This window comes from Mariniflexile litorale, assembly GCF_031128465.2.
Lineage (GTDB): Bacteria > Bacteroidota > Bacteroidia > Flavobacteriales > Flavobacteriaceae > Mariniflexile > Mariniflexile litorale.
Genome location: NZ_CP155618.1, coordinates 2,495,547 through 2,518,252 on the forward strand (window position 1 = coordinate 2,495,547; position 22,706 = coordinate 2,518,252).

Genomic DNA, 22,706 nt, shown 5'->3' on the forward strand with positions numbered 1-22,706 from the left:
TTTGGAAAGATTAAAAAACTGTTTTTAGTAAAATTAATGTAAATTTAATAGTTGCTAAAAAATACTTATCCGTAGAGTATATTTCCTATTTTTGCAAAAAATTTAGCAAATCTTGTTAAATAAATCAGCTTTAGGCTGTTGCACACAATATAAAGATTATGAGTAATATAGTTGCTATAGTAGGACGTCCAAATGTAGGTAAATCAACATTTTTCAATCGCTTAATTCAGCGTAGAGAAGCTATTGTTGATGCGGTAAGTGGGGTTACAAGAGACCGTCATTATGGAAAAAGCGATTGGAACGGCAAAGAATTTTCACTTATAGATACAGGAGGTTATGTGCTAGGAAGTGATGATGTTTTTGAAGCAGAGATAGATAAACAAGTAGAGTTAGCTATTGATGAAGCCGATGTTATCATTTTTATGGTAGATGTAGAAAGTGGTGTGACAGGAATGGATGAAGATGTTGCGAAATTACTCCGTAAAGTTAACAAACCCGTATTTCTTGTAGTAAATAAAGTTGATAATGCCAAACGTGCTGAAGATGCTGTAGAGTTTTATTCGTTAGGTTTAGGCGAATATTATACCGTTGCCAGTATCAATGGAAGTGGTACAGGCGATTTGTTAGATGCTTTAGTGGATGTGCTTCCCGAAAAAGAAACAGTTGTAAATGAGGAGTTGCCTCGTTTTGCTGTGGTTGGTCGCCCAAATGCAGGTAAATCATCATTCATAAACGCCTTAATTGGAGAAGATAGATATATTGTAACCGATATTGCTGGTACTACCAGAGATTCTATTGATACGAAATACAATCGTTTTGGATTTGAATTTAATTTAGTAGATACGGCAGGTATCCGTAGAAAATCTAAAGTAAAAGAAGATCTAGAATTTTACTCAGTAATGCGTAGTGTACGTGCAATTGAGCATAGTGATGTCTGTTTATTAGTATTAGACGCCACTCGAGGATTTGATGGTCAAGACCAAAATATATTCTGGTTGGCAGAGCGTAACAGAAAAGGTGTTGTTATTTTAGTAAACAAATGGGATTTGGTTGAAAAAGATCATAAAACAACCTTAGAATATGAAAAAGCCATTAGAAAGGAAATGGAACCTTTTACCGATGTGCCTATTATATTTATCTCTACACTCTCAAAACAACGTATTTATAAAGCTATAGAAACAGCTGTGGAGGTTTATAATAACCGTACCAAAAAGATTAAAACGAGTGTGCTTAATGAGGTTATGTTACCTATTATTGAAAGTTATCCACCACCAGCAAATAAAGCCAAGTATGTAAAGATTAAATACATCATGCAATTGCCAACACCACAGCCACAGTTTGCTTTTTTCTGTAACTTACCACAATACGTAAAAGAACCGTATAAACGTTTTCTAGAGAATAAACTACGCGAGCGTTTTGACTTTAAAGGAGTTCCTGTTAGTGTGTATATGCGGAAGAAGTAGGATTCTTCCAGGTATAAGCTATTGAGAGTTCATAACATTTTAATTCCTTGGTATTTATAAAGCTGTTGCATCATTTGGAATTGAATCAATGGTATATATGCAAATTTCGTTTATTGAAAACGCTCAAAGCCTATAATTTTTTAGATAGAGAATCCTTTTTCAAATTCAGAAAAGATAATGGTTTAGTCTTGAATTACAGATTGAATTATTTCTAAAAATTGTTTTGTTTATGGTTTACAAGAAAACCATAACTAAGAGATTCTTAGTCTGAAAAAATAGAGTTCTTTCCATTTTTACCAACCTCCAGAAGCACCGCCACCACCAAAGCCGCCGCCGCCGAAGCCACCACCAAAACCGCCACCGCCGCTAAAGCCACCGCCAGAGCTTCCACTACCAAAACCGCCACCGGAAGAGCGTCCCATACTACTTAATATAATAGCATCTAAAAGACTAAATCCACCTGATTTATTACCCCGGTTTCCACCATTACCACCGCGTTTGTTTTTTGAGATTGAAATAATAATAATGATAAATATGAAAATAAGAATAAAAATAAATCCAGAAGGCGATTCTTTTTGGTTGGATGATTTGCGTGTACCTTGATACTCACCAGTTAATACTTCAAAAATAGCATCTGCGCCTCGGTTTAATCCTCCGTAGTAGTCATCTTGCTTAAAATAAGGAATAATTTCAAGCTCAATAATACGTTTCGACATAGCGTCCGTAAGCAAATGCTCTACACCATACCCCGTATTAATGGCTATTCTTCTATCATCTCTAGCTAGTAATATAAGTACACCATTGTCTTCTTTAGCTTGTCCAATACCCCATTTTTCTCCCCACTGAGCTCCTAAATAATTGATGTTTTCTCCGTTTGTAGAAGCAATTATAGCAATAACTATTTGTGTTGAAGTAGTATCAGAGTACTTAATTAACTTTTCTTCTAAACTGCTTTTTTCAGTAGGTGATAACAGATTAACATAATCATAAACACTGGTTTGAAACTCTGGTTTTTTGGGAATATCAAATTGTGCAAATGAAAGATTTGAAGAAAATTGAATTATTATAAACGCAATAAAAAAACTAAATCTTTTTATTTTCTCTAATGAATGAAAACTGAAAAATGAAAACTGCATACTTAATTTTATCCTTTAGAAATTTCGTTTGATAGTTCGTTGGTGTCTAAATTAGTATAAGGAAAATATTTTTTTAATTGTTCGCCCGATTTTAAAATTCCTTCAACCAAACCTTGTTTAAATTGCCCTATTTTAAAATGCGATTGCATAATGTCTTTAGTACTATCCCAAAAGTTTTTAGAAACCACATCGTTAATACCTTTGTCACCATAAATTACAAAGGTTTTATCATTTACAGCAACATAAATTAGGACTCCGTTTTGTAGTTTAGTATTATCCATTTTAAGCATGTAAAAAACCTCTAAAGCACGATTTGTAGCATCGTCTTTAGAGGTTTTTTCTATATGAACGCGTATTTCGCCCGATGTGTTTAATTCGGCTATTCTAATAGCTTCAATAATTTCTTTTTCTTCAATGGGGGTTAAAAAATCTTCAACTTGGTCAGACATAATTATAAAGGTGTTCAGTAGTTTTTATTCAAAATTAAAATCTACGTCAGGCGCATTTTCACTTCCAGCGTCTGCTTTGTAATAATTCATTGGGTCGAAGTTAAAAACACCAGCCAATAATGAATTTGGAAAAATTTTAATATGCTTATTGTATGGTTCTACAGCTTCATTAAAGCGGTCTCTGGCCACATTAATACGGTTTTCAGTACCTTCTAATTGCGATTGTAACTCTAAAAAGTTTTGATTTGCTTTAAGATCAGGATATCTTTCAACCACTAATAATAATTTTGATAAAGCGCCGGTTAAGCCTTGTTGAGCTTGTTGAAATTGTGCCATGTTTTCCTGTGTTAGATTGTTAGCATCAATGGTTGTTTTTGTAGCTTCACTTCTGGCTTTTATTACAGCTTCTAAAGTACTTTTTTCAAAATCGGCAGCTCCTTGTACAGTTTTTACTAAATTCCCAATAAGGTCATTTCTACGTTGGTAACTGCTTTCTACATCGCCCCATGTTTTGGTTGCTGTTTCTTTCAAATTTACAGCAGTGTTGTTAAATCCTTTAGCCCAAGAGTAAAGTCCGAAAACAATAACAGCAATGATAATAACAGGAATAAGCCATTTTTTCATTATAATTTAATTTTTTGGTTTATAATTTGGTTTTGATTGTATGTCGAGAAAACTTTAAAAATGTTACAAATGTTGTTTTATTTTTATAAGTTGATTTCTTACATCCTCTAATTTACTGATAATTTCAAAATTGGAAAGAGTTTCTTTTTTTTCTTCCTTTAAATGCGTTTTTGCACCTTCAAGTGTGAAACCACGTTCTTTAACTAAATGGTAAATAAATTTAAGATTCTTAATGTCATCGGGAGTGAATTTCCTATTCCCTTTAGCATTTTTTTTAGGTTTTAGGGCATCAAATTCCTTTTCCCAAAAGCGAATTAATGAAGTGTTTACACCAAATGCTTTGGCAACTTCTCCAATATTATAGTATCGTTTTTCGGGTAATTCTATGTGCATTAATCTAAAGATTGGTTTTCTAAGGAAGCGTGCTCCAATAATTCATTAAATTCTTCAGCAGTTAAACTTCCATAATAAAAGTTTATGGGGTTGATGCGTTCACCATCTTTAAAAACTTCATAATGGCAATGCGGTGCTTCCGAACGGCCTGTACTACCAACAAAGCCAATAAGATCGCCACGTCTTACTTTTTGATTTTTTCTAACATTGTATTTATACAAGTGTGCATATAAGCTTTCGTATCCGTAACCATGGTCTATTCTTATATGGTTTCCATAACCTGTAGCTGTATTATCAGCACGTTCCACCACGCCATCTCCAGTTGCGTAAATAGGCGTGCCCCGGGGTGCTGAAAAATCCATACCATAATGCATTTTTCTAACTTTGGTAAAAGGGTCTGAACGCATTCCATAACCCGAAGCCATTCTTTTAAGGTCTTCATTTCTAACAGGTTGAATAGCAGGTATGGCGGCTAGTAATTTTTCTTTTTCTTCGGCGAGTTTAGCTATTTCATCTAGCGATTTAGATTGTACTACTATCTGTTTTTGAAGTATATCTAAACGTTTATTGCTTTCAATAATTAATTTTGAATTATCAAAGCCTTCTAAATTTTTATAACGATTTATACCTCCAAAACCTGCTTTACGTTGTTCGTCGGGTATCGGGTTGGCTTCAAAATAAACACGATAGATGTTATTGTCTCGGTCGGCAACATCGGCTAACACAGTTTCTGCTTCCTTCATTTTTTTATTCAACAATTCAAACTGTAATTGGGCATTTTGAAGCTCACGTTTAATAGCACGTTCTTTAGGCGATTCTACATATTGACTTGCTATAAAAACAAACATAAAACCGAATAAAGCAGATCCTAAAAGAAACACTATTGCATATTTAATAGTGGTCCTCTTTTTACGTTGTATTTTCTTGTAAGACAACGATTCTGAATCGTAATAATATTTTACCTTACTCATTTCCTAATTTATTCTATTTTTGCACTTTATTAAACACCATGAATATTTAATTTTAATAACTAACGATCAAATTTTCGAAATAGTGTCATTAAGTGGTTTGATATTAAGTTAAAAGTCGTTTTTTAAAATTAAAAATATTTTGAAAAGAGTAAATATAAAAATTGTTTTGCAATTAATACCATTTTAATAATACAGGTAACCATTTTATATAAATGAAACGAGCATGTATAAAAGTTTATCGCTTGGCCAAATGGTGCGTAGCAAACTGCAAGTCAACATATAAAAACAATAAATAGCATAAATGAAATCACAAGATATTCGTTCTAAATTTTTAAGTTTTTTTGAGGATAAAAAACACAGCATTGTACCATCAGCACCTATGGTTCTTAAAGACGATCCTACTTTAATGTTTGTAAATTCAGGCATGGCACCTTTTAAAGAATACTTTTTAGGGAACGCTGTGCCAAAAAACAGTCGTATTACCGATAGTCAAAAATGTTTACGTGTGTCTGGAAAGCATAACGATTTAGAAGAAGTTGGTTATGACACCTACCACCATACACTTTTTGAAATGTTGGGGAACTGGAGTTTCGGCGATTATTTTAAGAAAGAAGCTATTGCTTGGGCATGGGAATTATTGGTTGATGTTTACGGTATTGATAAAGATATTTTGTACGTAACAGTTTTTGAAGGGAGTGAAGACGATAAACTGCCTATGGATACGGAAGCTTACGATTTGTGGAAACAATTCATTTCTGAAGACCGAATTTTAAAAGGTAATAAAAAAGATAATTTTTGGGAAATGGGTGATCAAGGACCTTGTGGACCTTGTAGTGAAATACATGTAGATATTCGTTCAGCAGAAGAAAAAGCTAAAATTTCAGGGAAAGATTTAGTAAATCAAGACCATCCGCAAGTGGTTGAGATTTGGAATTTAGTATTCATGCAATATAACCGAAAAGCCAATGGTAGCTTAGAAAGTTTGCCAGATAAACATATTGATACGGGTATGGGTTTTGAACGTTTGTGTATGGTGCTGCAAGGTGTGCAGTCTAATTATGATACAGATGTTTTTACACCAATCATTAGAGAAATTGAAGCCATTACCGATAAAAAATACGGTAAAAACGAAAAGATAGATGTTGCTATTCGTGTGATTGCTGATCATGTACGTGCTGTAGCATTCTCTATTGCCGATGGGCAATTGCCGAGTAATACAGGTGCTGGTTATGTAATTCGTAGAATTTTACGTCGTGCAGTGCGTTATGGCTTCACTTTCTTAGATAAAAAAGAGCCTTTTATTTATAGATTAGTTGATGTATTGAGTGAAAAAATGGGATCCGCTTTCCCAGAAATGAAATCACAAAAACAATTGGTTGAAAATGTTATTAAAGAAGAAGAACAATCGTTTTTAAGAACTTTAGATCAAGGTTTAGTTTTATTAAATCGAATTGTTGAGGATACAAAAGGAAATACTGTTTCGGGTGAAAAAGCGTTTGAATTATATGATACTTATGGTTTTCCCATCGATTTAACTGCACTTATTTTAAGTGAAAAAAGTCTAAATTTAGATGAAAAAGGCTTTAATGAAGAACTCCAGAAACAGAAAAACCGTTCGCGAGCCGCTAGTGAAATGAGTACAGAAGACTGGACCATCCTTGTTGATGATAAAGAAGAAGAGTTTATAGGGTATGATGCGCTTGAAGCGAATGTAAAACTAACCAGGTATAGAAAAGTTGTTTCAAAAAAAGATGGTGAAATGTTTCAATTGGTGTTTAATTTAACACCGTTTTATCCAGAAGGTGGGGGGCAGGTTGGCGATAAAGGGTATTTAGAAGATACTCATGGCGACGTGGTTTATATTTTAGATACTAAAAAGGAAAATAATGTAATTATACATTTTGCTAAAAACCTACCAAAAGATATCAACGAATCATTGAAGGCTGTTGTTGATGCTAAACAACGTTACAGAACAGAGTGTAATCATACAGCAACTCATTTATTACACCAAGCATTACGGGAAATTTTAGGAACGCATGTCGAGCAAAAAGGAAGTGCTGTACACTCAAAAAGTTTAAGATTTGATTTTTCACATTTTTCAAAGCTTACTAATGAAGAATTGCAGGATGTTGAAAATTTCGTAAATGCGAGAATAGCAGGGAAATTACCATTAATAGAAAAACGAAATATACCAAAAGAACAAGCTATAGCCGATGGAGCTATGAGTTTATTTGGTGAAAAATATGGAGACACAGTGCGAGCCATTCGTTTTGGGCAGTCTATTGAGCTTTGTGGGGGTACGCACGTAAAAAACACAGGTGATATTTGGTATTTCAAAATTGTATCCGAAGGTGCTGTGGCATCAGGAATACGTCGTATTGAAGCCATTACAAATGATGCAGTTAAAGACTTTTATTCTGAGAATAACAAAGTGTATTTTGAAATGAAGGAGTTGCTTAATAACGCCCAAGAACCTGTTAAAGCATTACAGAATTTACAAGACGAAAATGCTAGCTTAAAGAAGCAGATTGAAATCTTGCTAAAAGAAAAAGCAAAAAATATTAAAGGGGAACTTAAAAGTGAATTACAAGATATAAACGGTATTCAGTTTTTAGCTAAGAAATTAGATTTGGATGCTTCTGGTATTAAAGATGTCGCTTTTGAATTAGGACAAAATAGTGATAATTTGTTTTTACTATTTGCTACTGAAAGTGAAGGTAAAGCATTGCTATCTTGCTATATTTCTAAAGAATTAGTAGCAAGTAAAGGCTTAAATGCAGGACAAGTAGTGCGCGAACTCGGTAAATACATTCAAGGCGGCGGCGGCGGACAACCATTTTTCGCTACTGCAGGAGGAAAAAATCCAGCAGGGATTGATGAGGCTTTAGCGAAAGCAATAAATTATATAGGATAGAACAAAAAGTTTAAAAGAATCAAAGTGGCAGAGTTTTAAAGTTATTGGAAGCTAAGCTTTGCTACTTTGTATCTATGCAGCTTTGCAACTTTAAATTAGGTGAAACTTCAAACGCAAATACCTTTACAAAAACAGTCTAACAATTTAATAGACTATAATTCTAATATTCTATTGTTAGGGTCTTGTTTTGTTGAAAATATAGGGGGGAAGTTGTCGTACTTTAAGTTTCAAAATTCCCAAAATCCATTCGGAATTTTATTCCAACCAAAAGCTATTGAATCTTTAATTTCAAATGCCATCAACCAGAAAGAATATTCCGAAACAGATATCTTTTTTCAAAACGAACAGTGGCATTGTTTTGAGGCACATTCCAAATTAAGTGCATCATCTAAAAAAGAGTTGTTAAATGAATTGAATGATCAAATCAAATTAACAAAGAAACAAATTCATGAATCAACGCATATTATTATTACTTTAGGAACAGCCTGGGTATATCGGTTTTTGGAATCCAATCAACTTGTTGCGAATTGCCATAAAGTACCACAAAAGCAGTTTACTAAAGAATTGCTATCGGTTGAAACGATTACCGAATCATTAAAAATAATTATAAATTCAATAAGAAGCATTAATACTAAAACTTCTATTATTTTCACAGTATCGCCTGTACGCCATATTAAAGACGGGTTTGTTGAAAACATGCAAAGTAAAGCTCATTTAATCTCTGCTATTCATCAAATTATTAATCAAAACTTATCAAATGGCAATAGTCAATTAGTTTATTTTCCTTCTTTTGAAATTATGATGGACGAACTTCGTGATTATCGTTTTTATGCAGAAGATATGTTGCATCCAAATAATCTGGCTATTAATTATATTTGGGAAAAATTTATAGAAGTTTGGGTTTCAAACAAAGCTTCGAAAACGATGAAAGTTGTTGATGAGGTTCAAAAAGGAATTCAGCATAAAGCTTTCAACCCAAATTCTGAAGCACACCAAAAATTTCTTTCAGGCATAGAGGAAAAGCTCGTTCAACTTCAAAAAGAATACCCATATATGAAATTTCAAAGCTAAATTAAAATTTCATAGACTTTAAGTAGTCTTGTGGAGAATAAGTTGTTACTTTTTTAAAAGCACTAAAAAAGGGATTGTATGAAGCATATCCTGTTTTATACGCCAAAGATTCCAAGGTATTGGCTTTCAAATAGCCTTGTTCTATTAAATTAACACTGTCTTTTATTCTAGAATGCATTCGGTATTCTGAAAATGTAATGTTCGAATGGTATTTAAATAAATAAACAATATGACTTGTTGGTACGCCTAATTTATTTGCAATATCGGATGGAGATGCTTTAGGATCTCTAAAAATATGTTCCTCGATACTTAACTTGTCAACTTCTTGAGTATAACTAAGAATGTTAGACATTATTTTTTCTTGTAATTTTAAATCTTGCTCATTTTTTTCGCCTTTTATTTCTAAAACCCAATTGGTGTTTTTTAAGGAAGGAGCTTGCATATGGTTTTCTATAAGTAAATTGAATTTCAATATTTTTTTATTGAGTATAGGGAGGCCATATAAAATTTCGGGAGCAGTTAAGATTTTAAAATAAATAAATAACCAATATAGCAGTGATAATATAGCTATCGATTTTCCCGAAAGACTAGATTTTGAGGATATTTCGCTATAAAAGGAAACTAATAAAGTTATTACACCTAATAGGTTTAGGATAAATAGATAAATTGTCCAGTTTTTCACTAAACTAAACTGTATGTTGTTTATAAGAAGGTTTTTTTTAAACCAAATATTTTTGCTTAACAGTCTAACAATTAATATTAAATATAAAAGTATAAAGACACCCATCAGAACGAAATTGATTACAGGTCGGTGCTGGAATACGTAACTCTCTATAATGTAAGGATTGGTATTTATAAAATATAAAAATCCTATAAAAATGAAGTGTTTAAAATCTTTCAACTCATAGGCCTTGTCTTCAAGCACTAAATTTTTATAATACAAATAAAAACAAGGTATAATAATAAGATAAAATAAGGATTTGACACCTTGATCTGGAGGGAAATTATCCTGTAAACCTAATATATAAGTGCCATGAATTAAAAAGCGAATGGAAATTATAAGGATGATAAATAATAAAAACACATTGTAAAATGAATTAGACTTATAGGAAGTCATCATTATGGCTATAGTTACTATGCCAACAATGCCAGTGAATAAAAATAAAAACGATTCTATCACTTGTTATGAGAGTTTATTTTGCAAGTATAACGAATTAGTATGATTTTGTCAATTTTTATGAAGTAACTAAGTCGATTTTTATTATATTTTTAGAATATGTCTCTTTTATCTGCACTTCGTCCATTTCTTTAAATTATTACTTTGACATTTACTTCAATGATTTTTTTAGCACTTACTGATATGCTTAAATGCTTATTGATTGATTGAAATTTCATTATTAATAAAAAGGTTAGCTAAATAATATATGTTTTTATCTGTATGTTTACATTGCTATTATTGTAAAAGCTATTTATAAAGCTTACTCTATTTTATATAGAGATGTGTTTATGTATTTTGCATTAGAATTAAATTATTGAGGGTTATTATTTTAAAAGAAGTAATTCTAATGCGTGTATAGGTAAGGTTGTCTTAATTAAGTACAACCTTTTCTATTTTCTATTTCATAATTTTTTAAAATACACCATTTGTCGTCTTGATTTCATTTACCAAACAGGAATAATAAATCCTGAAAAGAAATTTATAGGTGTGATATTTTGCTACAATAATTTGATATTAGTTGACTTGTATTACACGTGAAAGAAAAAACTATTTACGTTTGCAATTTTCAAAATAAATGTTGTTGTTGAAACTTGTATGATTAATAATATTACTACGTTTAATCTTTTTTTTATAACGTTTTGTCGATAAATTAGTTGAGGTTCAGGTTATTAAGTTAAATTTATTATGCTATTAATCAGTTCATATTAAAAAACATCAACGAACTTAATCATTAAAAGATGGGTTGTTGGTGTTTTTTTTGTGCTTATTTTAGGTTGTTTTTCTATAATAGATTGCACGTAACTTAACATAACTTATTGTTAACTTTATGTTCATGTAAAATATAAGTTTCTTCTTTAATTTTGAATTTGTTTAGAATTAGTTGAATTACATTAGTTAGGGCTTCTCTGTCGAAGCAAACTAATGTTTTTTTTTGTTTATGTTTTATGTATATTCAACCTCTAAAAAGATTAGTGAAATTGCTGAATTATGACAGAACCATACGTAATATTAAATATTAAAAATAGCGTTGGATATATAGAATTTTTTCATCCGAATAGAAATTCTATGCCCAGTGATATTTTAACTAAATTAAAAGATACCATTGAAGAGGCAGCAAGTCATGATGCTATTAATATTATTGTGTTGCAAAGTGGGGGTGATAGAACGTTTTGTGCAGGTGCTAGTTTTAACGAAGTCATGGCGGTTAATAATGCAGAACAGGGTAAGGCATTCTTCTCTGGGTTTGCTAATGTTATCAATGCCATGCGAAGGTGTCCAAAACTTATTATTGGACGTTTACAAGGTAAAACCGTTGGTGGTGGAGTTGGTTTAGCAGCTGCAACCGATTATTGCTTAGCAACCAAATTTGCCTCTATAAGGTTAAGTGAATTAAGTATTGGTATTGGACCATTTGTAATTGAACCTGCAGTAACAAGAAAAATAGGATTGGCTGCTATGTCGCAAATGACAATAGATGCTGAAACATTTTTTTCTGCGGAATGGGCAAAAGAAAAAGGATTGTATGCGGATATTTTTGAAACTACGAAAGACTTAGATGAAGCTGTTAAAGAATTAGCCGAAAAATTAAGTGCTTACAACCCAGAAGCTTTAAAACAAATGAAATCCGTTTTTTGGGAAGGCACAAAGCATTGGGAAACTCTTTTAATAGAACGCGCTGAAATTAGTGGTGCTTTAGTGTTGAGTAAATTTACTAAAAATACGTTGAAGCGATTTAGATAGATAAGTTTTTCTAGAAATTTGAATAGATGTAGGAGTATGTATATTTTAAAATAAAAAAGCAACTAAATGTTGCTTTTTTATTGTGTTTTATTGTTGTGCTCCGGGAGGATATTTCTCCATTATTTTTGAAACAAATTCTTTAATGAGTTCTTCTTTTTTCTCCATATTTTGGGTTAAATATCCTGTTCCCATACCTTGCCAAACCAATTCTTTTTTATTAGCATCAATTAAATCGATATATAAAACGCCTTCTGTTCTGGTTGATACATTAGGTTGTTGGTTCCAACCCCAACCCCAAGGACTATAAAAACCTCCCCAGCCCCAGCCGCCGTTACCCCAATAGTTGTTGTATACATCAACACGTTGGTTCGACTTGGTAAAAAGGCTAATAAGTAAGTCTGGGTTATCAGATTTAGTAAAACCTTTAGCCAATAGCTCCGTTTCAATGGCTCGAAGAATTCTACGTTTATCTAAATCGCTAATTTCAGCCTTATCTATCCCTGTTTTAAAAAAAGCAAAGGTTTTGTATGTTGAAAAATTAGCATTCTTATCATAATCGGCAGCAACCCTAACAGAGCTGCAAGATGTTACCATTAGAAGCAAAGCTAAAAATGGTAAGGTTTTAAGTAATTTTTTCATAGCTATTTGAAATTTATTAGATTAAAATAAATATTTTTTTCTTTTAATAACATCAATAATCATACCAAGGGAGTATTGATGTTACCTTGAATGCTTTGTCCTATTGGTTTTATTATCAAATCCATAAGGGCAATGTCTACAGCCACTTTCGCAACAATACTCTCTTTTCAATAAGTATTGTTCGGTAAAACAGCGATATCCTTCTGGGGTTAGATAGTAGTCACCTTCTTCAATGGGAATTATTTTTTTCATGTGTCTATAAATATTGCTTTTTAATGGACACATGCTGTTCGCATTTAATCCTCCTCTTTAAATATGAAATTTTTAACATGCTCGTTTCATCTATAACAAATATAATGTATTTTGGATTGATTTTTGAAAACCATAAGGCATGATTGTTATTTCAAAGTATTTAGTATATAAAGGTTATTTGGGGTTTGCTTGCTATCCTTTTGTGTTTTTAAAATCGAAAGAATTAAAGAAAGATTCTGTTTTGCTTAATCATGAAAACATTCATCTGAGGCAACAAATAGAGATGTTATTGATCCCGTTCTTTTTGATTTATGGTATGGAGTTTTTAATGCGATTCATTCAATATGGAAATAGACATGTAGCCTATAGAAACATCTCGTTTGAACGTGAAGCCTATACACATGAAACTAATCTAGATTATTTAAAACACAGAAAATTTTGGAGTTTTTTAAAGTATCTTCGCAGCAATGAATTTCAATCTCGAACATAGTGTTAATCAGCAAATAATTTTGCCTAAGAATAACGATGTTACGTTGTTTATAAAAAGAGAAGATGCTATACATCCTTTTGTGTCTGGAAATAAATACCGAAAACTTAAATACAACCTTCTGGAAGCTGAAAAAACAGGTTATAAAACCCTACTTACATTTGGAGGTGCTTTTTCTAACCATATTGCAGCGGTTGCTTCGGCAGGGAAACTTATGGGTTTTAAAACGATAGGAGTTATAAGAGGCGATGAATTATTACATACTGTAAATGATAATTCCACCTTGTGTTTTGCTCAACAATGTGGGATGCAATTTAAGTTTGTTTCTAGAGAAGCTTATAAAGAAAAAACAACTGAGACATTTATTGAAAAGTTAAAAACAGAATTTGGTGATTTTTATTTAATTCCTGAAGGTGGTACAAATGCTTTGGCTATTAAAGGTTGTGAAGAAATTTTAACACCTCAAGATAAGATATTCCATTATATATGTTGTGCAGTTGGAACAGGTGGAACTATTTCTGGACTTATAAATTGTTTAAAACCTAGTCAACAAGTTTTAGGATTTCCAGCCTTAAAAGGTGCCTTTTTACAACAAGATATTAGTAAATTTGTATCGAAAACCAATTGGAAGCTGATAACCGATTATCATTTTGGTGGTTATGCAAAAATAAATACCGAATTAATAACGTTTGTGAATCAGTTTAAAAATGATTATAAAGTTCCTTTAGATCCTGTTTATACTGGGAAAATGATGTTTGGTATTTTTGATTTAATTGAAAAAGGTTATTTCCCAAAAGGAACAAATGTACTAGCAATTCATACGGGTGGTTTGCAAGGAATTACTGGAATGAATACAGTTTTAAAAAGCAAAAGTTTACCATTAATAGTGTAGTTTAATGAAGAGAATAATAGTTTTTTGTATATTAACAAGTTTTATTTTTAGCTGTGGAGCTAAAAAAGTAGCAGTCAAGAAGAAAACTTCTAAACCTAAAACAGAGCGGGTAGTTATAAAAAAGGAAGCTCAGAACAGTAGAGTAAATGAAGGTGTAGATGAAGTAGTGAATGGTGTTCAGGTTAAAATCACATCTGTGGACGAATATATTGCGCTTTTTAAAAGTATTGCACAAGAAGAAATGCGTTTATACGGTATACCAGCAAGTATAACCTTGGCACAAGGTATTTTAGAGTCGAATTCAGGCAGAGGCAGGCTTGCTGTAGAAGCTAATAATCATTTTGGGATTAAATGTCACGATTGGACTGGAGATAAGATTTATCATGATGACGATGCTTCACAAGAATGTTTTAGAAAATATAACGATTCCAAATATTCATACAGAGACCATTCATTATTTTTGTCACAACGTTCTCGATATGCGGCTCTTTTCAAACTTAAAAAAGAAGATTACAAAGGTTGGGCAAGAGAATTAAGAAAAGCTGGTTATGCTACCGATACCAAGTATCCTGATAAACTAATAAGTTTAATTAATCGATACAATTTACATGCATATGATGCAGAAGTTTTAGGAGAGGTATATGTGAAATATGAAGAAGAGATAGGCGATTTTTCCATGTATTATGTTGAAAAAGGAGACTCTATGTATTCCATTTCAAAAAAGTTTAATATTTCAATAAATGAAATTAAGGCATGGAATGATTTATCTACCACGTCGCTTAATGTGGGTCAGAAATTAAAAATAAATAAAAATTCGAAAGATGCTGTTGTATCAAGTTCAGATCAAAATGCCTCAGCCAAAATGACAGCAGTTAAACGTTCTCATATTGTTGAAAAGGGAGAAACCTTGTATTCCATTTCAAAAAGATATAATATGACTGTTTCAGAGCTTCAAAAAATGAATGACTTAAAGGATAACGCCTTGAATATTGGGCAGGAACTTCAAGTTAATTCTACAAATTAAAATACAAATGAATTATACAAGAAGTAGTGCATTATTTGCGCAAGCCGAAAAGGTTATCCCAGGAGGTGTAAACTCACCAGTTAGAGCTTTTAAAGGAGTTGGAGGAACACCCATTTTTGTAAAAGAAGCTAAAGGTGCTTATTTATATGATGAAGACGGAAACCGTTTTATTGACTATATAAATTCATGGGGTCCTATGATTTTAGGTCATGCTTATCAACCTGTTGTTGATGCGGTAGTTGAAAAAGCTAAAAAAGGCACATCGTTTGGAATGCCTACGGAAATAGAAACACAAATTGCAGAATTAGCAGTTTCTATGGTGCCAAATATTGATAAAATACGTTTTGTGAATTCAGGAACTGAAGCGTGTATGAGTGCGGTTCGTTTGGCAAGAGGCTTTACTAAAAAGGATAAAATTATAAAATTTGCTGGATGTTATCATGGTCATAGCGATTCGTTTTTAATTCAAGCGGGTAGTGGGGCTAGTACTTTTGGAACACCTAATAGTCCAGGTGTAACCCAAGGTACGGCAAAAGATACCTTGTTAGCAGATTATAACAATATCGAAAATGTTAAGGAATTAATTGAAGCAAACAAAAACGAGATTGCTTGCATTATAATAGAACCCGTTGCTGGTAATATGGGGTGCGTACCGCCAATACCTGATTTTTTAAAACAGCTTAGAACGTTGTGCGATACTCATAATATATTACTAATTTTTGATGAGGTGATGACGGGATTTCGCTTAGCGAAAGGTGGTGCACAAGAACTCTATAGTATTAAAGCTGATATTGTTTGTTTTGGGAAAGTAATTGGTGGAGGCTTACCAGTTGGTGCTTTTGCAGCTAGAAATGAAATAATGAATGAATTGGCACCATTAGGGCCCGTGTATCAAGCAGGTACTTTAAGTGGGAATCCTTTAGCGATGGCAGCTGGTTTAGCAATGTTAGTTGAGTTGAATGAAGATGGAGAAGTTTTTAATCGTTTAGCTGAAAAAACAACCTATTTACATAAAGGTATCGCCGAGGCTTTAAATGAAAATAAAGTGGAGCATACTATAAATAGGATGGGTTCTATGATTTCGGTACATTTCGATGCAAAACCTGTAATAGATTTCAAAACGGCAGCAAGAGGCAATAATGATACTTTTAAGAAATTCTTTCATGGCATGCTTAATGAAGGTATTTACATTGCACCAAGTGCTTTTGAAACGTGGTTTATTACCGACGCTTTATCTTATGATGATTTAGATTTTACTATTGAAGCTGTGAAAAAAGTTTCAAAAATATTATAAAAAATGAAAGCGCATTTTATAAAAAATAAATGCGCTTTACATTAACAAAACAAACTAAACAAACTGAATTTTATTGCTTTTTTTGGACATCTCCTCTTTTCTTTCCATCATATTTTTTCATGCCAACATTTCTTTTATGCATTTTTCCTTGAGATTTCTCCCATTTATCAAATTGCTCTTTATTTAAAATTATTTTCATTTTAGCTTTCGTTGCAATTTGATGATCTAACTTAGCATTTTGCATTGCAAGACGTTGTTCTTTCGATGGTTTTTCCATATTACCACTTTCCTTTTTTGCTTTAAAGGTATCCATCATTGCTTTGCGTTTGGTTGCGTTTTCAAGATTAATGGCATAAATATCTTTTTGTTGTTTTTCGCTTAAATCAAAATGCAACGTCATTTTTTTTGTTTTAAGATTTGCAACTTCTTTAGGAGTTAAGTCACTCATTCTATGGGTTCTTTCTCCACGGTTTGGACGCTCTTTTCTCTCTTCTTGTGCAATACCCTGAATAGATATCAAGGCTAATGCAATTACTATAAGTCTTTTCATTTTTTTTGAATTTTAATGTTATTTGCTATTAGGACATTGAGGATTCAAAAAGGTTTAAACAGTAGTTTAACTTTAACTGGACGTTAACATAAAGGGGTGGGAGTAGTTTATTTGAAAACGGGTACTTTTAAGCTGATACCTATTTGAAGGTCGGGAGCATTATTTATTTTAAAATCTTCTTTAAAATATAAAGATACAGTTAGGTTTGGTCTACCATAAGTGTATATAAAAGTCCAATATGATAAAGATTTATATAAATTAGAAAAGCCATATTCCCAACCGCTTTTTATCTCTTCCCATTTACCTATTAACTGGTAGTAATCAGCTTCTTTTTTTTTGTTGTACCTAGATTGAATTTGATAGTTAACACTAAAAGCATTATAATTTTTTTGTTTTGTAAATTTTGCTATTTCAACATCGGCTTCAATGGCTGCTAAATAAGAATTATTTCCTAAATCGATAACTTCCTTAATGTTAATGATGTTTTTTCGTAGCACATTTATACCTACTCCTGTATTTAGTTGGTAGTTGTTATTTAATTCAATCTTTTTAATAGCGTTTGCTGAAATACCTAAATCTAAAGATGGATTGTATTTTGAAGTGTTAATACCCAAATGGCTTCCAAAATTAAAATATATGTTTTTGGTTTTGTTTATTGAAAATGTTGGATAGTAAAAATGATTAAGTTCTATGCCCCCTATAAAGAAATCATTATTATTTAGTTTAAGTATATTTCCGTTTCTGTCGGTGTATTTAAAATTTACTTGATTTAAACCATAATAACGTCTTCCATAAGGGTCTTCGCCTCCAATTAAATTGCTATGGAACCATTCAATGGTTTCATCGCTAGTAAAAAAAGAAAACGGATATTTTCCTTTATTAATTAAATAAGAACGAAGCGCTATATCTAATTCGTTTTTTTTATTTAAAGGTATGTTAATGCTTAACCTAAACTCTTTAATTACGGCATCAATGACTATGTTCATATAGTCTGCAGGAGTGGTTTCTTGATTTTCAAAACGGAACTCTCTATGATGCCAAACGAATTCGCTTTGTTCTTTTCTTACTTTGGGATCTTTAGGCAGATAGGTTTCTAGGAAAGGGTGGAAGTTGTTTCCACTTATAGAACTAAAAGCTATGGTGGTGTTTTTTTGTGGAGCAATTTTGAAGTTGGTATTGATTCGAGAGCTGAAAATTCCAAAATGATGAGTTGCTAAAACACTAGGCTTGTCGATACCATTTTTAAATAAGAGACTATCTTGTTGTTGCGCTGTTAAAATGCAGCAGAAACAGCAAGTAATAATGAATATTACTTTTTTTAACATTTGTAAAAATATATAAATTTTTTAATACATGAAAAAACTACTTTTTTGGTATAAATAGTCTTACTAATCTATTATAAGTAACTGTTTTTTCTTAAAAAAATTAACATTCATTTCTATTTATCTTAAAGAAGCTTTAAAGTTTTCTTTTTATGTGTTAAACATTTCTAAATAGTTTTAATAGATGGTATATAATGCGTCAATTTGTATAGTTATTTATTAGAACACATGATAATTACATAGTGGTTATTAGTTTAGTAATAAGTTAAGTTTAGTTGGTTAGTTTGTAAAAGCCCAGTAATTGTAAAATTACTGGGCTTTTTATTTGTTTAAACAATAACTAAGTTAAAGAGTCTATTCTTCGCTATTATTAAAGTGAAATTGTAAAAGTTTGTATAGATGTTGCTTCTTAAAAGGTTTCGTAAGATAGTTATTCATACCGTTTTCTATTGCTTTATTAATTGCCTCGGTGGTTACATTGGCTGATAATCCAAAAATAATGACATGTTTATCCGATTGTCTTATAATACGAGTGGCTTCCCAACCATCCATTTCTGGCATGTGGATATCCATAAAAATAAGTTGATAAGCTTTTTTATTAACTTTCTCTAAGGCTATTTTACCGTTTTCAGCCGTATCAGATTCTATCCCTATATTTTCAAGTATTTTCTTTAAAACTATGATATTTAAATTGTTATCATCAACAATTAACACGTTAATACCAGTGGTTTTAATTGTTTTGTCGTTTTTAGTATATTTTACATTTTCGTCTGTTTCTGTGATATCGAATAAAAATGACATTGTAAATTTGGAGCCTACTTGGTGTTTACTTTGAACGGAAATTTCCCCACCCATTATAGATACTAAGTTTTCAGAAATAGCCAATCCAAGGCCACTGCCTTCGTGTTGTTTTTTTACACTATTTTCAATTTGGGTAAACCTATTAAAAATAGTGTTTAATTTGTTTTCAGGAATGCCGATACCCGTATCTTCAATACTAATAATTAGCTTTAATTTATTTTCTATAACAGTTTCAGAACTGGTAATAGTAACACCACCTTCTTTAGTAAATTTTAAAGCATTTTTTAGAATGTTATTTACAATTTGAATGAGTTTGTATAAGTCACCAATAACTGTTAAATCAAGAGTGTTTTCAAAATTTGTTTTTAAATAAAGATTCTTTTTTAAAAATAAGAATTGATTAACTTCAGCTAGTTCTTTGATTTCTTTAATTGGATTAAATACGAGTTTCTCTAACTCTGTTTTTCCTGATTCTATTTTATCTATTTCTAAAATGTCATTAACAAGGTTTAACAGATTGTTTGAAGATTTGTCCATTAAATCCACATATTCTTGATGAGTATCACTTAATTCTGCGTCCTTTAAAAGTTCAATAAAACCAATAATAGCATGCAAAGGGGTTCTGATTTCGTGACTCATATTCGATAAAAAATCGGTTTTTGCTTGTGATGCTTTATTAGCTCTGTCTTTTTCTTTGTTTAATTGGTCATTTAATTTAACTAGAGATAAATTGGATTCTTCTGCATGTTTGGTGCCTTTTCTGGCCCTTAAATAAAAGTAAATAAGTGATGAGACTATGAAGGCCAGAAATATTCCAATAATTAAGGCTATGTTAATAACAATTTTGCCTTCAGCCATTAATAGTTTTTCGGTGGGATAAATTTTTAAATGCCAAGCTTGAGCTTCAAGTTCATCAATTTGTATATTGTTTGTATAAACAATATGGCGTTTTGTTTTAAGCTTTATAGTATTGTTGGCTTCATAAAAGAGATTACCCGTATCATCATAAAGTTCTACAGCATATTCGTCTTCTAAATAATTAACTAATCGGTCAAAATTACCGTTAAAGTTCATTCCTGCAGTTATGGAGCCTTGAAAGACCTTGTTAAAATATACGGGAACATCTACGAGAAAAGCATTTCCAGACTGCGTTAATTTTAACCAAGAGGTAATGTTGGTTTTTCCACTTTTTGAATGATTGATCCATTCATTTTTTCTGTAATCAAGTTTAGAAATGTCTAGATTTAAAGCTTGTTCATTACCTTTAGAGGGACTTATTTTTTTAATAACCATTAAGCTATCTATCCACTCAATAAACTTAAAAGTGTTGTTTTGCTTTAATATTAAATCTGCATCGTGCTCCCAATTCTTAAAATAAGAGCCATTAGTGAATTCCAACCTGCTTTTAATATTTTCGAGTTTTGAAATATCGGAATGGATAATTTTATTAAATTCTTTCGAAATTAATTTTCCAGTATGAAATAAATCTTCTTTTATAACAGCATAATACTTGTTTATAGAAATTAGATATACAGATATGATTAGAGTTATGAGTACTAAAAAAGTGGTAATAGCAATTATTAAATCTAATTGTATTTTTTTAATCATAACAAATCATCACCTTTTTTTTGTATTAAGTTGTAAGAGATATTACTATATAAAGAGTAATATTACGAAATATATTCAACAACCAAATCGTCATTTGTTTTTGTAACGTTAGCTAATTTATGTTTGGTTAGGGCTTTAATACCTTTATCCCAAGCCTTGTTGCTTAAGCCCGACTTTGATTTAAGATCGTTTAAACTCATGCTTTTTTGAGTTTTTAAAATTTCAAAGATGACTTTTTCAGTATCGCTTAATTCTACCGATTTTTTTTCTGGACGCATCTGTGGAAAGAATAATACTTCTTGTATCGATTGGTTATTGGTTAAAAACATGATCAATCTATCCATGCCAATTCCCATACCTGATGTGGGAGGCATTCCATATTCTAAGGCGCGTAAAAAGTCGTAATCAATAGTGCCAGTAGCTTCATCGTCACCTTTTTTAGCTAGTTCTATTTGGTGCTCAAATCGTTCTCTTTGGTCAATGGGGTCATTTAATTCAGAATAAGCATTGGCAATTTCTTTACCACAAACCATCAACTCAAAACGCTCTGTTAATTCAGGGTTTTCTCTATGTTCTTTACATAACGGGCTCATTTCTTTAGGATAGTCCGTAATGTAAGTTGGTTGTATGTAGTTGCCTTCGCATTTTTCACCAAAAATTTCGTCAATTAATTTGCCTTTCCCCATAGTGTCATCAACTTCAACCCCCATGTTTTTAGCAGCAGTTCTAATGTCAGCTTCTGTTTTACCAGTAATATCAAAACCCGTAAAATGTTTTATAGAATCTGCCATGGTAACTCGAGCATACGGTGCTTTAAAATCTATTTCGTGTTTGCCAAAAGTAGCTTTTGTGGTGCCATTTACCGAGATGGCACAATGCTCAAGTAATCGTTCACAAAAATCCATCATCCAGTTGTAGTCTTTATAAGCTACATAAATTTCCATGGCGGTAAACTCTGGGTTGTGGGTTCTGTCCATACCCTCGTTTCTAAAGTTTTTAGAAAATTCATAAACACCATCAAATCCACCAACGATTAATCGTTTTAAATACAATTCATTGGCAATTCGCATATATAACGGAATATCTAAAGCATTATGATGCGTAGTAAAGGGACGTGCTGCAGCTCCACCTGGAATAGATTGTAATACGGGAGTTTCTACTTCAAAATATCCCGCATCATTAAAAAACTGACGCATGGCATTGAATAATTTGGTACGTTTTACAAATATATTTTTTACTTGTGGATTTACTACTAAATCGGCATAACGCTGTCTGTAACGTTGTTCAGGATCGGTAAAAGCATCAAATATAACACCGTCTTTTTCTTTAGGTAATGGAAGCGGTTTTAAGGCTTTACTTAATAAGGTAAAATCTTTTACACGCACACTTTTCTCTCCAACTTGAGTGGTGAATAATTCACCTTCAACACCAATAAAATCGCCAAAATCCAATAATTTTTTAAAAACCTCATTGTATTTTTCTTTATCATCGCCAGGACAAATTTCATCACGATTAAAATACACTTGTATTTTACCATCGGCATCTTGTAAATCAGCAAAACTAGCTTTTCCCTGTACCTTAATTACCATCAATCTACCAGCTATAACAACTTTTTTTCCTACTTCAAATTGGTCTTTAATTTGTTTTGATGTATGTGTTACTGGATATAAATCGGCAGGATAGGGGTTAATGCCTAATTCGCGTAATTTTGTTAATTTTTCTCTTCGTACAAGCTCTTGCTCTGATAATTGCGACATATTCTAAATTTCTGAGTATAATTTTAAAGGCACAAAGATAAACATTTGATTAACGATTTACGACTTTTTTGATTTATGAATTTTTGGGGTTAACACTTTC

Annotated in this window: 20 protein-coding genes; 8 read left to right on the top strand and 12 right to left on the bottom strand. The window is 31.8% G+C overall.

The genetic code is table 11. The features are described from left to right. The first annotated feature begins 158 nt into the window (after nucleotides 1-158). Nucleotides 159-1,463: a ribosome biogenesis GTPase Der gene (gene der, locus QLS71_RS10195; protein WP_308993829.1), complete on the top strand. Its 1,305-nt coding sequence runs from the start codon at nucleotides 159-161 to the stop codon at nucleotides 1,461-1,463. A gap of 293 nt (nucleotides 1,464-1,756) precedes the next feature. Here der and QLS71_RS10200 read toward each other — a convergent pair whose 3' ends face one another. The 5 genes from QLS71_RS10200 to QLS71_RS10220 all read right to left on the bottom strand — a co-directional run bounded on the left by QLS71_RS10200 (nucleotide 1,757) and on the right by QLS71_RS10220 (nucleotide 5,036). Further along, a complete protein-coding gene (locus QLS71_RS10200; RefSeq protein ID WP_308993828.1) occupies nucleotides 1,757-2,599 on the bottom strand; it encodes a TPM domain-containing protein in 843 nt (280 codons plus the stop codon). An 8-nt stretch (nucleotides 2,600-2,607) separates the two neighbouring features. Beyond that, nucleotides 2,608-3,048 carry a TPM domain-containing protein gene (locus QLS71_RS10205; protein ID WP_308993827.1) on the bottom strand — a complete coding sequence of 147 codons (441 nt, stop codon included), beginning with the start codon at nucleotides 3,046-3,048 and terminating at the stop codon, nucleotides 2,608-2,610. Between the two features lie 24 nt (nucleotides 3,049-3,072). Then, nucleotides 3,073-3,672, bottom strand: coding sequence for a LemA family protein (locus QLS71_RS10210; RefSeq protein ID WP_308993826.1), 600 nt, complete (start codon nucleotides 3,670-3,672; stop codon nucleotides 3,073-3,075). Nucleotides 3,673-3,735: 63 nt separating this feature from the next. Further along, a complete protein-coding gene (locus tag QLS71_RS10215) occupies nucleotides 3,736-4,065 on the bottom strand; it encodes a MerR family transcriptional regulator (RefSeq protein WP_308993825.1) in 330 nt (109 codons plus the stop codon). After that, nucleotides 4,065-5,036: a M23 family metallopeptidase gene (locus QLS71_RS10220; protein WP_308993824.1), complete on the bottom strand. Its 972-nt coding sequence runs from the start codon at nucleotides 5,034-5,036 to the stop codon at nucleotides 4,065-4,067. Before QLS71_RS10220 ends, QLS71_RS10215 begins: the two co-directional genes overlap by 1 nt. A 301-nt stretch (nucleotides 5,037-5,337) precedes the next feature. Between QLS71_RS10220 and alaS the strand changes: the two genes are divergently transcribed. Together alaS and QLS71_RS10230 are read left to right on the top strand one after the other, a co-directional pair. Then, the gene (gene alaS / locus QLS71_RS10225) at nucleotides 5,338-7,950 is read left to right on the top strand and encodes an alanine--tRNA ligase (RefSeq protein ID WP_308993823.1); all 2,613 of its coding nucleotides are present in this window, start codon (nucleotides 5,338-5,340) and stop codon (nucleotides 7,948-7,950) included. Between the two features lie 99 nt (nucleotides 7,951-8,049). Further along, nucleotides 8,050-9,021, top strand: a complete 972-nt coding sequence (locus QLS71_RS10230) for a GSCFA domain-containing protein (RefSeq protein WP_308993822.1) — start codon at nucleotides 8,050-8,052, stop codon at nucleotides 9,019-9,021. A gap of 1 nt (nucleotide 9,022) precedes the next feature. Here QLS71_RS10230 and QLS71_RS10235 read toward each other — a convergent pair whose 3' ends face one another. Continuing rightward, the gene (locus QLS71_RS10235) at nucleotides 9,023-9,493 is read right to left on the bottom strand and encodes an AraC family transcriptional regulator (protein WP_308993821.1); all 471 of its coding nucleotides are present in this window, start codon (nucleotides 9,491-9,493) and stop codon (nucleotides 9,023-9,025) included. 1,734 nt (nucleotides 9,494-11,227) lie between these two features. On the opposite strand from QLS71_RS10235, the gene QLS71_RS10240 reads away from it, so the two are divergent. Next, a complete protein-coding gene (locus QLS71_RS10240) occupies nucleotides 11,228-11,980 on the top strand; it encodes an enoyl-CoA hydratase/isomerase family protein (RefSeq protein WP_308993820.1) in 753 nt (250 codons plus the stop codon). An 87-nt stretch (nucleotides 11,981-12,067) separates the two neighbouring features. Here QLS71_RS10240 and QLS71_RS10245 read toward each other — a convergent pair whose 3' ends face one another. Together QLS71_RS10245 and QLS71_RS10250 are read right to left on the bottom strand one after the other, a co-directional pair. Then, nucleotides 12,068-12,619 (bottom strand): DUF4136 domain-containing protein, encoded by a 552-nt coding sequence (locus QLS71_RS10245; RefSeq protein WP_308993819.1) that lies wholly within the window; start codon nucleotides 12,617-12,619, stop codon nucleotides 12,068-12,070. Nucleotides 12,620-12,700: 81 nt separating this feature from the next. Next, the gene (locus QLS71_RS10250) at nucleotides 12,701-12,871 is read right to left on the bottom strand and encodes a DUF5522 domain-containing protein (RefSeq protein WP_308993818.1); all 171 of its coding nucleotides are present in this window, start codon (nucleotides 12,869-12,871) and stop codon (nucleotides 12,701-12,703) included. A 139-nt stretch (nucleotides 12,872-13,010) separates the two neighbouring features. Here QLS71_RS10250 and QLS71_RS10255 point away from each other — a divergent pair, with 139 nt between their 5' ends. Genes QLS71_RS10255 through hemL form a run of 4 tightly spaced genes read left to right on the top strand, consistent with a single transcriptional unit; the run spans nucleotide 13,011 to nucleotide 16,568 of the window. Then, nucleotides 13,011-13,361: a hypothetical protein gene (locus QLS71_RS10255; RefSeq protein ID WP_308993817.1), complete on the top strand. Its 351-nt coding sequence runs from the start codon at nucleotides 13,011-13,013 to the stop codon at nucleotides 13,359-13,361. After that, nucleotides 13,339-14,250 (top strand): pyridoxal-phosphate dependent enzyme, encoded by a 912-nt coding sequence (locus QLS71_RS10260; protein ID WP_308993816.1) that lies wholly within the window; start codon nucleotides 13,339-13,341, stop codon nucleotides 14,248-14,250. The genes QLS71_RS10255 and QLS71_RS10260 overlap by 23 nt, the downstream gene beginning before the upstream one ends. Before the next feature lie 4 nt (nucleotides 14,251-14,254). Beyond that, nucleotides 14,255-15,274 carry a glucosaminidase domain-containing protein gene (locus QLS71_RS10265; RefSeq protein ID WP_308993815.1) on the top strand — a complete coding sequence of 340 codons (1,020 nt, stop codon included), beginning with the start codon at nucleotides 14,255-14,257 and terminating at the stop codon, nucleotides 15,272-15,274. A 7-nt stretch (nucleotides 15,275-15,281) separates the two neighbouring features. Next, the gene (gene hemL / locus QLS71_RS10270) at nucleotides 15,282-16,568 is read left to right on the top strand and encodes a glutamate-1-semialdehyde 2,1-aminomutase (RefSeq protein WP_308993814.1); all 1,287 of its coding nucleotides are present in this window, start codon (nucleotides 15,282-15,284) and stop codon (nucleotides 16,566-16,568) included. 70 nt (nucleotides 16,569-16,638) lie between these two features. Here hemL and QLS71_RS10275 read toward each other — a convergent pair whose 3' ends face one another. The 4 genes from QLS71_RS10275 to lysS form a co-directional block, all read right to left on the bottom strand. Then, on the bottom strand, nucleotides 16,639-17,118 hold the full coding sequence (locus QLS71_RS10275; protein ID WP_308993813.1) for a hypothetical protein: 480 nt from the start codon (nucleotides 17,116-17,118) through the stop codon (nucleotides 16,639-16,641). A 107-nt stretch (nucleotides 17,119-17,225) separates the two neighbouring features. Continuing rightward, complete coding sequence (locus QLS71_RS10280; RefSeq protein ID WP_308993812.1) at nucleotides 17,226-18,443, bottom strand: hypothetical protein; 1,218 nt, start codon at nucleotides 18,441-18,443, stop codon at nucleotides 17,226-17,228. A 351-nt stretch (nucleotides 18,444-18,794) separates the two neighbouring features. Then, nucleotides 18,795-20,849 (bottom strand): response regulator, encoded by a 2,055-nt coding sequence (locus QLS71_RS10285; RefSeq protein WP_308993811.1) that lies wholly within the window; start codon nucleotides 20,847-20,849, stop codon nucleotides 18,795-18,797. Nucleotides 20,850-20,911: 62 nt separating this feature from the next. Further along, the gene (lysS, locus tag QLS71_RS10290; RefSeq protein ID WP_308993810.1) at nucleotides 20,912-22,606 is read right to left on the bottom strand and encodes a lysine--tRNA ligase; all 1,695 of its coding nucleotides are present in this window, start codon (nucleotides 22,604-22,606) and stop codon (nucleotides 20,912-20,914) included. Between the last annotated feature and the right edge of the window lie 100 nt (nucleotides 22,607-22,706).

Coding starts and splice junctions, on each gene's coding strand:
- der (WP_308993829.1), top strand. CDS start 159: ATGAGTAATATAGTTGCTATAGTAGGACGTCCAAATGTAGGTAAATCA.
- QLS71_RS10200 (WP_308993828.1), bottom strand. CDS start 2,599: ATGCAGTTTTCATTTTTCAGTTTTCATTCATTAGAGAAAATAAAAAGA.
- QLS71_RS10205 (WP_308993827.1), bottom strand. CDS start 3,048: ATGTCTGACCAAGTTGAAGATTTTTTAACCCCCATTGAAGAAAAAGAA.
- QLS71_RS10210 (WP_308993826.1), bottom strand. CDS start 3,672: ATGAAAAAATGGCTTATTCCTGTTATTATCATTGCTGTTATTGTTTTC.
- QLS71_RS10215 (WP_308993825.1), bottom strand. CDS start 4,065: ATGCACATAGAATTACCCGAAAAACGATACTATAATATTGGAGAAGTT.
- QLS71_RS10220 (WP_308993824.1), bottom strand. CDS start 5,036: ATGAGTAAGGTAAAATATTATTACGATTCAGAATCGTTGTCTTACAAG.
- alaS (WP_308993823.1), top strand. CDS start 5,338: ATGAAATCACAAGATATTCGTTCTAAATTTTTAAGTTTTTTTGAGGAT.
- QLS71_RS10240 (WP_308993820.1), top strand. CDS start 11,228: ATGACAGAACCATACGTAATATTAAATATTAAAAATAGCGTTGGATAT.
- QLS71_RS10245 (WP_308993819.1), bottom strand. CDS start 12,619: ATGAAAAAATTACTTAAAACCTTACCATTTTTAGCTTTGCTTCTAATG.
- QLS71_RS10250 (WP_308993818.1), bottom strand. CDS start 12,871: ATGAAAAAAATAATTCCCATTGAAGAAGGTGACTACTATCTAACCCCA.
- QLS71_RS10255 (WP_308993817.1), top strand. CDS start 13,011: ATGATTGTTATTTCAAAGTATTTAGTATATAAAGGTTATTTGGGGTTT.
- QLS71_RS10260 (WP_308993816.1), top strand. CDS start 13,339: ATGAATTTCAATCTCGAACATAGTGTTAATCAGCAAATAATTTTGCCT.
- QLS71_RS10265 (WP_308993815.1), top strand. CDS start 14,255: ATGAAGAGAATAATAGTTTTTTGTATATTAACAAGTTTTATTTTTAGC.
- hemL (WP_308993814.1), top strand. CDS start 15,282: ATGAATTATACAAGAAGTAGTGCATTATTTGCGCAAGCCGAAAAGGTT.
- QLS71_RS10275 (WP_308993813.1), bottom strand. CDS start 17,118: ATGAAAAGACTTATAGTAATTGCATTAGCCTTGATATCTATTCAGGGT.
- QLS71_RS10280 (WP_308993812.1), bottom strand. CDS start 18,443: ATGTTAAAAAAAGTAATATTCATTATTACTTGCTGTTTCTGCTGCATT.
- QLS71_RS10285 (WP_308993811.1), bottom strand. CDS start 20,849: ATGATTAAAAAAATACAATTAGATTTAATAATTGCTATTACCACTTTT.
- lysS (WP_308993810.1), bottom strand. CDS start 22,606: ATGTCGCAATTATCAGAGCAAGAGCTTGTACGAAGAGAAAAATTAACA.